The following is a 15,516-nucleotide window of genomic DNA, read 5'->3' as shown; positions in this document are numbered from 1 at the left end:
GGTTGCGACCAAGATCAGGCTTTTTTTTTTGACGGAGCGAGGTCGCCCGGCTCTCGCCGTTGCGATCAGAAGCGCAGTTGGACGAGATCGGTCGAAACGAGCACCGATCCGGGGCGATGCCCGGTTTCGAATTCCGCGTAATGGGTCGCCGCGTCTCGATCGAGGAAGATGCCGCCCCCCAACCCATGCGTCTCAATGGCGAGCCAGGACCCGTTTCGGTCCATGCCCACCACGAAGGTCGGGTCGAGCCGCAAAGGCATCGGATTGGAAAGTGAGGGCTGTTGTATGTCGTCAGGCACGGAACGCATCCATCGATTGTTGACCCACCGTAGTTAGGCTGTGGCAGATGAACGTTCGATGGCGAATACAGGAAGCGGGTATCAATGCGCCATAAACGGCCCACCTTTCAAACCTTCCCAGGACCATCCAACAAAAAGCCTCATCGTTCTCGATGAGGCTTTTGCGTTTGACGAGCCCTGAGGCTTGTCGGGCCGGAGTCGGGGTCAGGCGCGGTGGTCGATCGGCGTGCCGCTCACGTCGTGAAGCCCGGCCCAGATGCGTCGCTTGATGGCATAGAGCAAGCCCGCGAAGACCGCCAAAAAGACGATCACGGTCAGTCCCGTCGACTTCCGCTGATCGAGCTTGGGCTCTGCGGTCCACATGAGAAAGGCCGCGATATCGTGCGAATATTGCGCGACGGTTTTCGGCGATCCGTCCGTGTAATCCACCTGACCATCGCTGAGTGGCTTGGGCATGGAGATGGCGTGATTCGGGAAGTAGGTGTTGTAATATTTCCCGGCCGGCAGAACATAGTCCTTTGGCGGCTCGTCATACCCGTTCAGGATGCCGACGATATAATCGACGCCTTCTTCCTGATACTGGGTGAAAGGCGTCAGCAGAAAGCCGTACCAGCCTTGAGAGGTTTCACGCGCCTTGGCCAGCACCGACATGTCCGGCGGTAAGGCTCCGCCGTTTGCTGCACGAGCCGCCTGCTCGTTGGGGAACGGCAAGGGAAACGGATCCGACGGGCGGCCGGGACGATCGAACATATCGCCGGCGTCGTTGGGGCCGTCTTGAACCTTGAAGGTCGAGGCAAGGGCCTTGACCTGACTGTCGGAAAAAGCCGGCCCGCCGGGCTGGGACAGGTTGCGAAACGACATGTAGTGCATCGAATGGCAGTTCGAGCAGACCTCGCGATAAACTTGGTAGCCGCGCTGCAACTGCGCGGGATCGAATTTCCCGAACGGACCGCCGAACGACCAGGATTGTTTGGCCGGCGTCGGGGTTTCGGCTTCCTGGGCGAGAGCCGGCAGGGCGCCGACCATAAGCCCCGCCAACACGGCCGTCCTGAGAAGCAGAGGCGTTTTGAAGATCATCGTTGAATTCCGGTTCGGACCACGTCGCGTCTCGATCGAAGGGGATCGGTCATCCCTTGGTGGGTGGGCCGGCGGTTGTTTGAGCACCCATCATCGCGGCCGACGACCCTCGTGGTCCCAAAACCGCCTCGGTGATCGATGTCGGCAATTTCCGAGGTGTTTCGAACAGGCCGAGCACCGGCAAGATGACGAGAATGTGGATGAAGTAATAGGCGGTCAGGATCTGCGACCAGATCACAACCGCGCCGACCGGCTCTTGCGATCCGCAATAGCCGAGGCCGATCACGGTCAGGAAGAACATGAACAGGAAGCCGCGATAGAGCGGGCGGAAGTTGGACGACCTGACCCGCGATGTATCGAGCCAGGGGAGGAAGGCCAGGAGGAGGATCGAACCGAACAGGGCACAGACGCCGCCGAGCTTGGACGGAACGGCTCGCAGCATCGCGTAATAGGGCAGGAAGTACCACTCCGGCACGATATGGGCTGGCGTCACGAGCGGATTGGCTTCGATGTAATTATCGGCATGGCCGAGATAGTTCGGCACATAGAACACGAAGTAGCAGTAAAACAGCAGGAAGCAGGCCAGCGCAAAGCCGTCCTTGACCGTGAAATAAGGATGGAACGGCAAGGTATCCTTCTGGCTCTTCACCTCGACGCCGACCGGATTATTCGATCCCGGAACGTGGAGCGCCCAGATATGCAGCACCACGACGCCGAGGATCATGAACGGCAAGAGGTAATGCAGCGAGAAGAACCGGTTCAACGTGGCATTGCCGACCGAATAGTCACCCCAAAGCCAGGTCGTGATCGAATCGCCGACGAGCGGAATGGCGGAAAACAGGCTGGTGATGACCTTCGCGCCCCAAAAGCTCATCTGGCCCCAGGGCAGCACGTAGCCCATGAAAGCGGTCGCCATCATCAGCAGGAAGATGATGACGCCGAGGATCCAAAGGATTTCGCGCGGAGCCTTGTAGGAGCCGTAATACAGCCCGCGTGCGATGTGGATGTAGACCGCGATGAAGAACATCGAGGCGCCGTTCGCATGCAAGTAGCGGAGCAGCCAGCCAAAATTCACGTCGCGCATGATGTGCTCGACGGATGCGAAAGCGAGCGTCGACTCGGGCGTGTAATGCATGGCCAAAGTGACGCCCGTCACGATCTGGGCGATCAGCATGAAGGCCAACATTCCGCCGAACGTCCAGAAATAATTCAGGTTTCTTGGGTTCGGAAACGCAATGAAAGACGAATGGACGAGGCCGATGATCGGCAAACGGCTTTCAAACCACCGCAGGAACGCGTTCTGTGGAACGTAAGTCGAAGGTCCGCTCATATCTGGTCTTCTTTCAACGGAGCGCGGTCTTGCGGCGAATGGGTGGCTCTCAGCCGATTTTTAGTTTGGTCGGGGTCAGGAAGGCGTAGCTCGGAACCGCCAGATTTTTGGGGGCCGGCCCATGTCGCACCCGTCCAGATGTATCGTAGACGGACCCGTGACAGTGGCAGAGCCAACCTTCGTAGGGACCTTCGTGACCGGTCGGCACGCAGCCGAGGTGCGTGCACACTCCGACAACAACGAGCCATTCGGGCTTTTGCACCCGTTCCTGATCGGTCTGCGGGTCGATCAGATCGCTAATCGGCGTGTTTTCGGCATCCGCGATCTCCTTCGGATTACGGTGCCGAACGAAAACCGGGCTGCCACGCCATTTGACGGTGAGGATCTGGCCGACATCGACCTTGCCGATATCGACCTCGGTCGATGCGAGAGCCAGCGTCGAGGCGTCGGGATTCATCTGGTTGATCAGCGGCCAAACGACCGCGCCGAGCCCGACCGCGCCCACGGCACCGGTCGCGATGAACAGGAAGTCTCGGCGGGTCGGGGTTCCGGGCGCAATCGTCGCAGAAGTCAAAACCTGCTCCATTCCTGACAAGGGGGCCGCGTTCGGCGACTCTCGCCCGATCCTCACCTTGAATTTATTTTTATGCTCGTTGTCTTAAATCCGCCGCGTGAACAGCGCAATGCGACCGAGACGCCTGAGGCGACAGAACGTGGACGCCTTTGTTTTTTGGCATCGTTCGAAACTCGTGTCCAGAGTGGTGTGAGGACGGTCGGCCCTCCCGTGAAAGAACTTGGCGATCTCCTGTCAACGGCGTATGGGCCGGTCGATGTTGCAACTGGTCCTCTTTCAGCCTGATATCCCGCAGAATGCCGGTACGATGTTGCGCCTGTGCGCGTGCCTCGACATCGAGGCCGGGCTGATCGAGCCGGCCGGTTTTCCGGTGTCGGACCGGCACTTCCGGCGGGCCGGTATGGATTATCTCGATACTCTCGGCCTGACGCATTACGCGTCCTTCGCGGCTTTTCAGGCCATGCGAACCGACGTTGCGGAGAGGCCGCGGCGGCTTGTGCTTCTCACGACCCTCGGTGAGACGGATTATCTCGATTTTGATTTTGCGCCGGACGACATGGTGATGGTGGGCCGTGAATCGGCGGGTGTGCCCGACACGGTTCATGCGGCGGCGGATGCGCGGTTGCGCGTCGCGATGCGGCCTGGGATGCGGTCACTCAACGTCGCCGTCACGGCCGCGATGGTGCTCGGGGAAGCGCTTCGGCAAACCAGAGGGAGGTTGGTGTGAACCGGATTGACGTCGATGGAAGCTCCGACCGTATGGCGGATCCGGAGAGTGCGGCTGCCGATCGAACCAGCAGCCAACAGGCGACGGCGCGCGCATGGTTCGAGACGTTACAGAACCGGTTGGTGGCCGCCTTCGAGGCGCTGGAAGACGCAGCCGACGGCCCCCGCCACCCGCTGGCGCAAGCGGAGCCGGGCCGGTTTGAACGGAAGGCGTGGTCGCGCAGCGATCATACCGGCGCACCCGGCGGCGGCGGCAAGATGGCCATGCTGAAGGGGCGGGTGTTTGAGAAGGCCGGTATTCACTCCTCGACCGTCTTCGGCACCTTTGCGCCGGAATTTGCCGCCACGATCCCGGGCGCCGCAGCCGACCCGCGCTTCTGGGCGTCCGGCATCTCGCTGATCGCTCATCCCTGGAACCCGAACGTTCCGGCCGTTCATATGAACACCCGCTTCGTGGTCACGACGCAATCGTGGTTCGGCGGTGGAGCCGACCTGACGCCCGTGCTGGACAAGCGACGCCAGCAGGACGATCCAGATGCCCAGGATTTTCACGCCGCCTTCCGACAAGCCTGTGCGGATCACGCGGCGGTCGCGCCCTATGACAAGTTCAAGACGTGGTGCGACGACTATTTCCACTTGAAGCACCGGAACGAGCCGCGCGGCATCGGTGGTATTTTCTACGATTACCTCTCGGGAGATGCTTTCGACCCGCATCTTGCCTTCACGAAAGCGGTTGGGGAGGCGTTTCTCGATATCTATCCGAAACTCGCCATGCGGAACTTCGGAACGGGCTGGACGAGCGACAACGAGCGCGAGCAACTCGTTCGACGCGGACGTTACGTCGAATTCAACCTGCTTTACGATCGCGGCACGATCTTCGGCTTGAAAACGGGAGGCAACGTCGAATCGATCTTGTCGTCGCTGCCTCCTCGCGTCGAGTGGCCGTGACCGGCCGGCGGCGTTAGCTATATGCGACGATGGGGATTAGGCTTCGGCGTTGGGTCGTGTTAGACGCCGCGCGCGTCAACCCAACCGGGGCGGCGTCACCCCATGCGGAGGATCTGCTATGGACTTCAAAAAGGGCGATATCGTTCAACTCAAGGCCGGTGGCCCGGCCATGATCGTGACGGGAGAGGGCGCCGAAGGCGTCCAGGTTCTCTGGTACGGCGAGATGAGCGACGACATCAAGACCGGCACCGTTCCGGCGTTCTGTCTGGTCGAAGCCGAGATCGAAGAAGTCGACGACGAGCCGCTGGGTCACTGATCCGACGGATCGGTTGTGTCAGGAGGGGATCAGAGCCGAACGATTGTTCGGCTCTTTTTCGTTTTAAGGCGACGTAATCATCGTCCTTCGGCGTTCGTATGAATGACCGAGCGGTTCTCGTTCAGCAGCCCGGCTCGTTCGGCCTGCTCCGATCCAACGCGCATACCCGTTGCTTGCCCCGCGACCGAGCGGACGGCAGGCCCGGGGTTCTGCCAATGAAAGATCATCCCATGACGTTTTCACACTCAACAGTCGCGGCGGCCGCCGGCGCGCTCCTGCTTCTCTCCGGCGTCAGCGCATTTGCGGCCGACCCGGTCCACGTTCGCGGCACGGTTGCGTCCGTCGATGGCGCGAAGGTGACGATCAAGACCCGCGAAGGCAAGGACGTGACGCTCACGCTCGGCGACAATTGGAAAGTGGCCGGGGTCGTCAAGGCGTCGCTGGCCGACATCAAGCAAGGCACCTTCATCGGCACCGCCAACACGGTCGGGCCGGATGGCGCCAAGGCCCTCGAAGTCGTGGTGTTTCCGGACGCGATGCGCGGCACCGGTGAGGGCGATTACGGGTGGGATCTGAAGCCCAACAGCCAGATGACCAATGCCACCGTCAGCAACCCCGTTCAGGGTGTGGACGGCCAGACCGTGACGCTGTCGTACAAGGGTGGCGAGAAGAAAGTGACGATCCCGCCGAACGTTCCGATCGTGACGATCGTGGGCGCAACGGCGGCGGACGTGAAGCCGGGCGCGGCCGTGTTCATGGCGGCGGCTCCGGGCACTGCGCCGGATACGTTCGACAAGGGCTTCATGGCGGTCGGCAAGGACGGTATCGTTCCGCCCATGTGATCTGCCGCCTGGCTGATCTGACGCGTCATTGAACCGAATGCCCGGCCTCCCGTGCCGGGCATTTTTGTGTCGAGGCGCCGACCTCGCGCGAGCGCGCTTTCCAATTGGTCACTTTCCGTCTACTGACACCCGCCGGCCGGACTCATGTCCGGAGCTAAGAAAAACCAGCCGTTTTCATCGCCAGCCGTTCCGCCCCCGCTTAGAACGGCGCGTGTTTGATCGCGGCCGACGCGCAATTGCGGCTCTTGCCGCCCTGGGGACATGATGCCGAAACGGACCGATATCTCGACAGTCATGATCATCGGCGCCGGTCCGATTGTTATCGGGCAAGCGTGCGAATTTGATTATTCCGGGACCCAGGCCTGCAAGGCTCTGCGCGAGGAAGGCTATCGGATCGTCCTGGTCAATTCGAACCCGGCCACGATCATGACCGATCCGGACATGGCGGATCGCACCTATGTCGAGCCGATCACGCCCGACATCGTGGCTAAGATTATCGCGTTGGAGCGGCACGCCGTGCCGGGCGGCTTCGCGCTCCTGCCGACGATGGGCGGCCAGACGGCGCTGAATTGCGCGCTGGCGCTCGAAAAGATGGGCACCTTGGCGGAGCATGATGTCGAATTGATCGGCGCCACGGCGGCCGCGATCGACAAGGCCGAAGATCGCGAATTGTTCCGCGACGCGATGACGAAAATCGGCCTGGATACGCCCCGCTCGCATCAGATCAGCTCCTTGTCCGAAGCCTTGGCGATCATCGACGATATCGGCCTGCCGGCCATCATCCGGCCGTCCTTCACGATGGGCGGAACCGGCGGCGGCATCGCCTACAACAAGGCCGAATTCATCGACATCATCGAGCGCGGCATCGACGCCTCCCCGACCAGCAACGTGTTGGTCGAGGAAAGCGTGCTGGGCTGGAAGGAGTTCGAGATGGAGGTGGTCCGCGACAAGGCGGACAATTGCATCATCGTCTGCTCGATCGAAAATATCGATCCGATGGGCGTCCATACGGGCGACAGCATCACGGTCGCGCCGGCTCTGACGCTGACCGACAAGGAATATCAGATCATGCGGGACGCGAGTCTCGCGGTCCTGCGCGAGATCGGCGTCGAAACCGGCGGCTCCAACGTGCAATTCGCGATCAACCCCGAGAACGGGCGGATGATCGTGATCGAGATGAACCCTCGCGTGTCGCGCTCCTCCGCCTTGGCCTCGAAAGCGACCGGCTTCCCGATCGCCCGCGTGGCCGCGAAACTCGCGGTTGGCTACACGCTCGACGAGATCGCCAACGACATTACGGGCGGCGCCACGCCGGCCTCGTTCGAACCCACGATCGACTATGTCGTCACTAAAATCCCGCGGTTCGCATTTGAGAAATTTCCGGGCGCCGACCCGATCCTTACGACCTCGATGAAGTCGGTCGGCGAAGCGATGGCAATCGGCCGGACCTTTGCCGAAAGCCTGCAAAAGGCGCTTCGCTCGCTCGAAACCGGCTTGTCGGGTCTCGACGAGATCGAGATCGAAGGGCTCGGACGGGGCGACGATCGGGCGACCCTCCGGGCCGCGCTGGGCCGCCCGACCCCCGATCGGCTGCTCAATGTCGCGCAGGCGCTCCGTCACGGCATGAGCCACGACGATATCTACGAGGTTTGCCGGATCGATCGCTGGTTCATCGAGCGGTTGCAGGAGATCGTCGATCTTGAAACCAAAGTCCGTCGTTTCGGGGTGCCGAAGACCGCCGGCAACCTGCGAAGCCTCAAGGCGGCCGGCTTTGCCGATTCGCGGCTCGCCGCGCTGTCGGGCATGGCCGAAACAGAGATCGCGGCCTTGCGACACGCGCTCGGCGTCGTGCCGGTCTATAAGCGGATCGACACCTGCGCGGCCGAATTCGCCTCGCCGACCGCCTACATGTATTCGACTTATGCGGCTCCTTTCGGAAGCCATGGCGCGCTCGCCGGTGCTCCCGCCGACGAGGCTCGCCCGACCGATCGCGACAAGATCGTGATTCTCGGCGGTGGTCCGAACCGGATTGGACAGGGCATCGAGTTCGACTATTGCTGCTGCCATGCCTGTTTCGCATTGAGCGACGCCGGCTACGAAACCATCATGATCAATTGCAACCCGGAGACCGTGTCGACCGATTATGACACCTCCGACCGTCTCTATTTTGAGCCACTGACGGCCGAAGACGTGCTGGCGATCCTCCGCAAGGAACAGGAAAACGGAACCCTGAAGGGCGTCATCGTGCAGTTCGGCGGCCAGACGCCGCTGAAGCTCGCGACCGCGCTCGAGAAGGCCGGCATTCCGGTGCTCGGCACCTCTGTCGATTCGATCGATCTCGCGGAGGATCGCGACCGCTTCAAGCGGCTGCTCGATAAGCTCGGATTGAAGCAGCCGAAGAACGGCATTGCCTATTCGGTCGAGCAATCGCGCCTCGTCGTCGCAAGCCTCGGCCTTCCGCTGGTCGTTCGACCCTCCTATGTGCTTGGCGGCCGTGCCATGGCGGTGATCCGGGACGGGCAAGCGCTCGACGATTACCTGCTCGGCACATTACCCGGGCTGGTGCCGTCCGACGTGAAGGCGCGCTATCCGAACGACAAGACCGGTCAGATCAACACGGTGCTGGGCACCAATCCGCTGCTGTTCGACCGCTATCTGTCGGACGCGACCGAGATCGACGTCGATGCGCTTTGCGACGGCACGGAGGTGTTCGTGGCCGGCATCATGGAGCATATCGAGGAGGCGGGTATCCATTCGGGCGATTCGGCCTGCTCGTTGCCGCCCCATTCGCTGACCCCGGAGGTCATGGCCGAGATCGAGGCACAGACCAAGAAGCTTGCTCTGGCACTCGACGTCGGCGGCCTGATGAACGTGCAATATGCGATCAAGGACGGCGAGATCTACGTGCTCGAGGTCAACCCGCGTGCCTCCCGCACCGTGCCGTTCGTCTCCAAGGTCATCAACTTGCCGCTGGCCAAGATCGCCTCGCGCGTGATGGCGGGCGAGAAGCTCGCGTCCTTCGATCTCGGATCTCGGGCCAAAGAACAGCATGTCGGCGTGAAAGAAGCCGTCTTCCCGTTCGCTCGTTTTCCCAACGTCGATACCGTGCTCGGCCCGGAAATGCGGTCGACCGGCGAAGTGATCGGGCTTGCTCGCTCGTTCGCCGTGGCCTTCGCGAAAAGCCAACTCGGCGGGGGCACCAAGGTGCCGACCGCCGGTACGGTGTTCGTTTCGGTAAAGGACAGCGACAAGCCGCGCATCATGGCCAGCATCGAATTGCTGCTCGATCTCGGCTTCAAGATCCAGGCGACGGGTGGCACCCTGCGGGCGCTGCAGGCGTCCGGGCTGTCGGCGCAGAAGATCAACAAGGTGTCGGAGGGTCGGCCGCATGTGGTCGACCTCATCAAGAATGGCGAGATTCAACTGGTGATCAACACCACCGAAGGCGCGCAGGCGCTGTCTGACTCGCGCTCGATCCGCCAGGCCGCTCTGCTTCACAAAGTGCCCTATTACACGACGCTGGCGGGCGCGGTGGCGGCCACGCAGGGGATCCAAGCCTATCGCGGCGGTGATCTGCAGATCCGCGCCTTGCAGGATTACTTTCACTAAAACATGATGGGACGGCGACCTGCCGCTCCATCGACCCTGATCAATCGCGGTCAAGCTGATGACGGTTTGACCGCGATGGCTTATTGTCAGGCCACGACGGCGAAGCGATTTTCGCCGATGAGGATCCATCCCGGCCGGCGACCGGTCGCGGGACTTGAACGAAAGCGCGAGGCGTTGCGTTTGCACCGACCTCGATGTGATGCCGAAAGAGACGAAGCTCATGGATAAAGTGCCGATGACCGCATTTGGCCATTCCGCGCTGGAAGCGGAATTGAAGATGCGTCAGCAGGAAGAACGGCCTCGCATCATTCAGGCGATCGCCGAAGCTCGCTCGCACGGCGACCTTTCCGAAAATGCCGAATATCACGCCGCGAAGGAAGCGCAGTCGCATAACGAGGGGCGGATTGCCGAACTCGAGGACCGCTTGTCGCGCGCCGAGGTGATCGACGTCTCCAAACTCTCCGGCTCGAGCGTCATGTTCGGCGCGACGGTGACGCTGGTGGACGAAGATACGGACGAGGAGAAGGTCTATCAGATCGTCGGCGAGAACGAAGCCGATGTGAAGAGCGGCAAGGTTTCGATCACGTCTCCGACAGCGCGTGCTCTGATCGGCAAGAAGCCGGGCGACACCGTCGAGGTCAACACGCCCGGCGGCGGCAAAAGCTACGAAATCCTGAAAGTGACCTTCAAGTAAGCCGGTTTCGGCCTCGCGTGTGGAGATGTCAATGCTGGATCGCCGCCGCTTCTTAGGCGCAATCGTCGCGGTGCCGCTCGTTGCCGTCGCGGGTTCCGCATCGGCGCAAGCCGCAACTTCATTCCGCGCGATCGGGGTCGATACCTCGCCGCTGCTGCAATATGGCGGCGGCGGATCGGCGGCCGCCTTGCAACGAGTGCTGCCCGGCCAAATGCGAAAAGTCTTCGCCGATCTGCTGACACCAACGGATCCGCGGGCGCCAACGCTGGTGGCGCGGATTCGCTACATGTCTCTCACGTCCTATGCGGGCGGTTACACGGTCGACGCGATCGGCCCCAACGATACCATCGAGGGCGACGGCATCGTGATGAGCGGTGGACGGGAGATCGCGTCCACGCACGTGCTGACGACCCTGTCGCCGAGCTATAGCGGCGCTTATTACACCGAAGGCATCGATGCCATTCGGGTCGATTCTCTCGCCTATCAGTTCGCCTATTGGCTGCGCCGCGAGATGAACCTCTAGCCGGTGGCGGACGCGGACCTCGCTCTCGATCCTGAAAGCTCGCTTCTCCCCCCCGCGACGAGCTGCTGGATCGTCACCGACGGCAAGGCCGGCGATCTCATCCAATGCCTCGGTGTCGCGGCCGCGCTCGGTCTCGATCCACAGCAGCGCATCGTCCGCCCGCGTCCACCCTGGTCGTGGATCGCGCCTCGCGGCCCGCTCGACCCGAGAGACGCAGTCGGCCGGCCTGGTGGACCCCTTGCCGGTGATCTGCCGGATATCGCGCTTGCGTCAGGGCGTCGGGCCGTACCGGCGCTGCGAGCGCTGAAACGCGCGTCACGCGGGCGAACCTTCACGGCCTTCCTGAAAGATCCGCGGATCGGCGTCACGGCAGCCGATGTGATCTGGGTGCCGGAGCACGACCCGTTGCGGGGAGCCAACGTGATCGTGACGCTGACATCGCCGCATCGGCTGACCACCTCGGCGCTGGATCTGTCACGCCAGTCACCCGATGCGCGGCTGGCCGGCCTTCCGCAGCCCCGGGTCGCGATGATGATCGGCGGCCCAAGCCAACACCATCGGTTCGACGCGGACGACGTGGCCCGCGTCCTGACGGTCGCGAAGACCGTGCTGGACGCCGGCCATGGCCTGATGATCTCGCCGTCTCGTCGAACCCCATCGGCGTTGATCCGCGCGTTGCTGGCGCTCTCAAGCCAGCCGGATGTATCCGGCCGTTGTTTCGTCTGGACCGGGGAGGGCTCGAATCCCTATCTGGCGATGCTGGCGCTCGCGTCGTCCATCGTCGTGACCGGCGACAGCGTCAACATGATCGGAGAGGCCGCCATGACCGGCGCGCCGATCCATATCATCGAGGTCGGTGGCGGCCATCGCAAGATCACGGCCTTCGTGGATCGCTTGATCGAGGTTGGCGCGGCGCGGCGCTGGGGCGGCAAGCTTGAGAAGTTTGCCTACACGCCCCTCGATGCGACGCCGGTGATTGCCCGCGCAATAGCGACCAGTTTCAACGATTTTTGCGCGCGAGGCGGCGAAGCCTCGACAGTGCCCTGATGCGCGGTGGCTCGGTTGGGCGAGACAGCATGCTTGCGCGACCGCCCGCGCCTTCTTATTAAAAATGCCAGAGATCCCGTCATTTTAGACAAAGCCTCGTCGCTCACGCTGAGTTGAGGCGCGGAAATGTTCCGGCTATGGCAACCACATTCAAAACCAAGGCCCTGATCATCGGGGCTGGTCCGGCCGGCTATACGGCCGCGATCTATGCGGCCCGCGCCAACCTCGAGCCCATCGTCGTCCAGGGCCTGCAGCCCGGTGGACAATTGACCATTACGAGCGATGTCGAGAATTGGCCGGGTGAGACCTCGATCCTCGGGCCCGATCTGATGGACAAGATGCAGGCGCAGGCCGCGCATACCGGCGCCAAGCTCGTCTATGATCTCATCTCCGAGGTCGATTTCTCCAAGCGGCCCTTCGTCTGCCAGTCGGACGCCGGTGACACCTATGTGGCCGACACCGTCATTATCGCGACCGGGGCTCAGGCCAAGTGGCTGGGGCTGCCGTCCGAACAGGCTTTTCTCGGGCAAGGGGTGAGCGGCTGCGCGGTTTGCGATGCCGCTTTCTTCAAGAACAAGGATGTGGTGGTGGTCGGCGGCGGTAATACGGCGGTGGAAGATGCGCTGTATCTGACCCGCCACGTCCGCAAGGTCACGATGGTGCATCGACGCGACACCTTCCGGGCCGAGAAGGTCATGCAGGACCGCCTATTCGCTAACCCGAAGATCGAGGTGCTGTGGCACACGGTCGTCGACGAGATCGTCGGCGATGGCGTACCGAGCCGCGTGACCGGGATCAAGTTGCGGGATGTTCGCACGGGCGCGGCAGAACATCGGCCCGTCGACGGCGTATTCGTGGCCATCGGTCATGCGCCGGCCACATCCGTCTTCGTCGGCAAAGTGCCGACCGATCCTGACGGATACATCCTGACCAAACCCGATTCGACCGCAACGTCCATTCCCGGGGTATTCGCGGCCGGCGATGTGAAGGATCGCATCTACCGCCAAGCCGTCACGGCGGCCGGCATGGGGTGCATGGCGGCTTTGGAAGCGGAGAAGTTTCTGGCCGAGCATTCGCATGATCCGGGCGAGCGCGCCGAGGAACGGCGTGAAGAGCAGATGATCGGCGCTTGGGATTGAAATGAGCCGGAACGCCGGCTCGACCGATCCATAATCATCGATATAACGTGTCTGTGATGCGCTTGATGCATATCGCGTCGCGGGCGCTTCCATCGATGGTCGATCGAGCGCAGGGCAGCGCGAGATGCTCGCCGAAGGAGTGAGCCGTGGATTGGGATAGATTGCGTGTCTTTCAGGCTGCAGCGGAGGCGGGATCCTTCACGCATGCCGGCCAAAGCCTTAATCTCAGCCAATCGGCGGTGAGCCGCCAGATCAGCGCCTTGGAACAGGATCTCGAGGTTCCGCTGTTCCATCGCCACGCGCGCGGCTTGATCCTCACCGAGCAGGGCGAATTGCTGCTCCGCACCGTTCAGGACGTCATGCTGAAGCTCGACGTCGTGAAGACGCGGCTGACCGACAGCCGGGAAAAGCCCAATGGCGAACTTCGGATCACCACGAATTATGCGCTCGGCACGTTCTGGTTGACGCCGCGCCTCGGCGACTTTCTTGAACTCTACCCCGACATCCGCGTCCAGCTCATCATCACGGACGAGGAATTGGACCTCGGCATGCGGGAGGCCGACGTCGGGTTGCGCCTTCGCGAGCCGCTCCAGCCCGATCTTATCCGGAGGCGTCTGTTTACGGTGCGCTATCACGCCTATGCGTCGACCAGCTACCTCAAGCGCCACGGCCAGCCGAAATCTACCGATGATCTCGATAAGCATCGTTTGATCGAATATAGCGGCGGCACCGCGAATTATCTGACCCCGATGTTGAATTCACTTCAGATCGTCGGCCGCGATGCAAAGGGATCGCGAAGCTCTGCCCTCACGGTCAACAATATGGTGGCGTTGCGGACGGCAGTGCAGAGCGGCGCGGGTATCGGTGTGCTGCCCGATTATGCGGTCGAGCCCGAGAGCGGCGTCGTGCAACTTCTCCAACATGCCGAAATGCCGGAACTCGATTGTTTCTTCGTCTACCCGGAGGAACTGAAAAGCGTCGCTCGGGTCCAGGTGTTCCGCGACTTTCTCGTCTCGAACGCCCAGCGTTGGCGGTTTTAAGCTCGATCGTCGGTCGAACGGACCAGACGGGCTCTCGTTAACCAACGCCACTGCGGTCAGTCTTTGTCGAGGCGCGAAACTATCTCAGTCATCAAGCTCTCGGACATCGGGCCAGAGTAGATCTCGATCCGGTCGGACGGCGACTGCTGCTGCGTCGCCGACCCCGTGACGATCAGCCGGATCGTCGGCCAATCGTCAGCCACGATCGCGATGAGCGGGTCCAGTTCACTCGTCGGAACCGCGTTGGCAGCGATGCAGATCATTTCGACATCGTCGCCTTGTTCCCAGAGGAAATCAAGCAAGGCTTCGGCCGTGTCGAGTATCGTCATGCCATATCCAGCACTCGACAGACATGCCGCGACAGCATTCAACACGGTGGCGTCTGGCTCGAGTACAAGTACAGTTTTGGCACACATTTAAACCACACCGCCGCATTAAAGAACCGTCAATCCAGCAGAGACTTAACTTCAATGTAGGTAGACGCGCAACCGGATAAAAAAGAAAGCAACAGTATTGTTACGTATCGAATAGGTAAAATTGTACTAATCGGCTTTAGGCTTTGCAATAGGATTTGATCCTGACGACGTAATGCCATGCAGAACCAAGTTCATGACGAAGTCTGCCCGTTCTTCCATGGCAAGCGCCGAGATCGGCTCCCCTGGTCCGAGGGTTTGAGCGGCGCCACGACACAAGCCCCAGAGAGCGATGATGAAGAACCGGACATCAAAACGGCTCCATGCGCCGGCGTCGGCACCGTCGTTGAAAAACCGCACGATGGAATCGTAAGCCGCGACCGTCGCGTCGCTTCTCAGGGACGCGTCGTTCCGGTTCCACGACGTCCGCAGATGGTGTTCGATAATCTGATGATCTTGTCGATTGCTGTCGATGAAGAGGATCACGAGGGCTCGCAGCGTGGTGGTCGCGTCGCTCGCCGTCGCCATAATGGTTTTGAGTTGCGTGATCCGCGCGTCGATCACCGGTTGAGTGGCGGCTGCCAGCAGGCTTTCCTTGTCGCGGAAATAATAGCTGACGAGAGCCGGCGTGACGCCAGCCGCTTCGGCCACCGCTTTGCGGGATATATCCGTGGCGCTCGGCGCTCTAAGAAGCGACCGGGCAGCTTCGATCAGCTTGCCTCGGCCAACATCCCCTTCGCCCCGCACAGGGCGCCCCTGAATTCGCTTGACCACCATCCTGCGCGACCGACCCGTTCACGGCAATGCTACGGCAACAGACAACAGCCGACGTTATTCCGCCCGGTAAAATTATGACTTGATCCATGTTAATTAATATACCGCCCGCCGACGCGGTTCATCGCCCGCAACGCCGCCCTCACTGGTCGGCGTTGCGGATGG

Annotated in this window: 16 protein-coding genes; 10 read left to right on the top strand and 6 right to left on the bottom strand. The window is 61.7% G+C overall.

Annotated features, from left to right (window positions below; all coding sequences use genetic code 11):
• Nucleotides 1–65: 65 nt before the first annotated feature.
• From EY713_RS02185 to petA, 4 genes are all read right to left on the bottom strand, one after another.
• Nucleotides 66–299, bottom strand: coding sequence for a hypothetical protein (locus tag EY713_RS02185; protein ID WP_245572857.1), 234 nt, complete (start codon nucleotides 297–299; stop codon nucleotides 66–68).
• A gap of 204 nt (nucleotides 300–503) precedes the next feature.
• Entirely contained in the window at nucleotides 504–1,376 is an 873-nt protein-coding gene (locus EY713_RS02180; RefSeq protein WP_131113362.1) for a cytochrome c1, read from the bottom strand.
• A gap of 49 nt (nucleotides 1,377–1,425) precedes the next feature.
• Entirely contained in the window at nucleotides 1,426–2,706 is a 1,281-nt protein-coding gene (locus tag EY713_RS02175; RefSeq protein ID WP_131113361.1) for a cytochrome b, read from the bottom strand.
• A 49-nt stretch (nucleotides 2,707–2,755) separates the two neighbouring features.
• Entirely contained in the window at nucleotides 2,756–3,280 is a 525-nt protein-coding gene (gene petA / locus EY713_RS02170) for a ubiquinol-cytochrome c reductase iron-sulfur subunit (protein ID WP_413771034.1), read from the bottom strand.
• A gap of 256 nt (nucleotides 3,281–3,536) precedes the next feature.
• Between petA and EY713_RS02165 the strand changes: the two genes are divergently transcribed.
• The 10 genes from EY713_RS02165 to EY713_RS02120 all read left to right on the top strand — a co-directional run bounded on the left by EY713_RS02165 (nucleotide 3,537) and on the right by EY713_RS02120 (nucleotide 14,164).
• Entirely contained in the window at nucleotides 3,537–4,007 is a 471-nt protein-coding gene (locus EY713_RS02165; protein WP_131113360.1) for a tRNA (cytidine(34)-2'-O)-methyltransferase, read from the top strand.
• 32 nt (nucleotides 4,008–4,039) lie between these two features.
• Nucleotides 4,040–4,954 carry an oxygen-dependent coproporphyrinogen oxidase gene (gene hemF / locus EY713_RS02160; RefSeq protein ID WP_131119156.1) on the top strand — a complete coding sequence of 305 codons (915 nt, stop codon included), beginning with the start codon at nucleotides 4,040–4,042 and terminating at the stop codon, nucleotides 4,952–4,954.
• 118 nt (nucleotides 4,955–5,072) lie between these two features.
• Nucleotides 5,073–5,270: a DUF2158 domain-containing protein gene (locus EY713_RS02155; protein ID WP_131113359.1), complete on the top strand. Its 198-nt coding sequence runs from the start codon at nucleotides 5,073–5,075 to the stop codon at nucleotides 5,268–5,270.
• Between the two features lie 230 nt (nucleotides 5,271–5,500).
• Nucleotides 5,501–6,112 (top strand): hypothetical protein, encoded by a 612-nt coding sequence (locus tag EY713_RS02150; RefSeq protein ID WP_131113358.1) that lies wholly within the window; start codon nucleotides 5,501–5,503, stop codon nucleotides 6,110–6,112.
• Between the two features lie 264 nt (nucleotides 6,113–6,376).
• Entirely contained in the window at nucleotides 6,377–9,721 is a 3,345-nt protein-coding gene (carB, locus tag EY713_RS02145) for a carbamoyl-phosphate synthase large subunit (RefSeq protein ID WP_131119154.1), read from the top strand.
• 220 nt (nucleotides 9,722–9,941) lie between these two features.
• Nucleotides 9,942–10,415 (top strand): transcription elongation factor GreA, encoded by a 474-nt coding sequence (gene greA / locus EY713_RS02140; RefSeq protein WP_131113357.1) that lies wholly within the window; start codon nucleotides 9,942–9,944, stop codon nucleotides 10,413–10,415.
• Between the two features lie 31 nt (nucleotides 10,416–10,446).
• The gene (locus EY713_RS02135) at nucleotides 10,447–10,938 is read left to right on the top strand and encodes a hypothetical protein (RefSeq protein WP_131113356.1); all 492 of its coding nucleotides are present in this window, start codon (nucleotides 10,447–10,449) and stop codon (nucleotides 10,936–10,938) included.
• A 3-nt stretch (nucleotides 10,939–10,941) separates the two neighbouring features.
• On the top strand, nucleotides 10,942–11,985 hold the full coding sequence (locus EY713_RS02130) for a mitochondrial fission ELM1 family protein (protein ID WP_131113355.1): 1,044 nt from the start codon (nucleotides 10,942–10,944) through the stop codon (nucleotides 11,983–11,985).
• A gap of 137 nt (nucleotides 11,986–12,122) precedes the next feature.
• Nucleotides 12,123–13,124: a thioredoxin-disulfide reductase gene (gene trxB, locus EY713_RS02125; protein WP_131113354.1), complete on the top strand. Its 1,002-nt coding sequence runs from the start codon at nucleotides 12,123–12,125 to the stop codon at nucleotides 13,122–13,124.
• A 146-nt stretch (nucleotides 13,125–13,270) separates the two neighbouring features.
• Complete coding sequence (locus tag EY713_RS02120) at nucleotides 13,271–14,164, top strand: LysR family transcriptional regulator (protein ID WP_131113353.1); 894 nt, start codon at nucleotides 13,271–13,273, stop codon at nucleotides 14,162–14,164.
• Nucleotides 14,165–14,220: 56 nt separating this feature from the next.
• Here the strand turns inward: EY713_RS02120 and EY713_RS02115 are convergent, their stop codons facing one another.
• Nucleotides 14,221–14,493: a hypothetical protein gene (locus EY713_RS02115; protein WP_131113352.1), complete on the bottom strand. Its 273-nt coding sequence runs from the start codon at nucleotides 14,491–14,493 to the stop codon at nucleotides 14,221–14,223.
• Between the two features lie 213 nt (nucleotides 14,494–14,706).
• Nucleotides 14,707–15,354, bottom strand: coding sequence for a TetR/AcrR family transcriptional regulator (locus tag EY713_RS23505; protein WP_131113351.1), 648 nt, complete (start codon nucleotides 15,352–15,354; stop codon nucleotides 14,707–14,709).
• Between the last annotated feature and the right edge of the window lie 162 nt (nucleotides 15,355–15,516).

The sequence above is a fragment of the Lichenihabitans psoromatis genome (genome assembly GCF_004323635.1).
GTDB classification, from domain to species: Bacteria; Pseudomonadota; Alphaproteobacteria; order Rhizobiales; family Beijerinckiaceae; genus Lichenihabitans; species Lichenihabitans psoromatis.
Note: the sequence above shows the minus strand (reverse complement) of the source record. Positions and strands in the feature narration are given on the sequence as shown.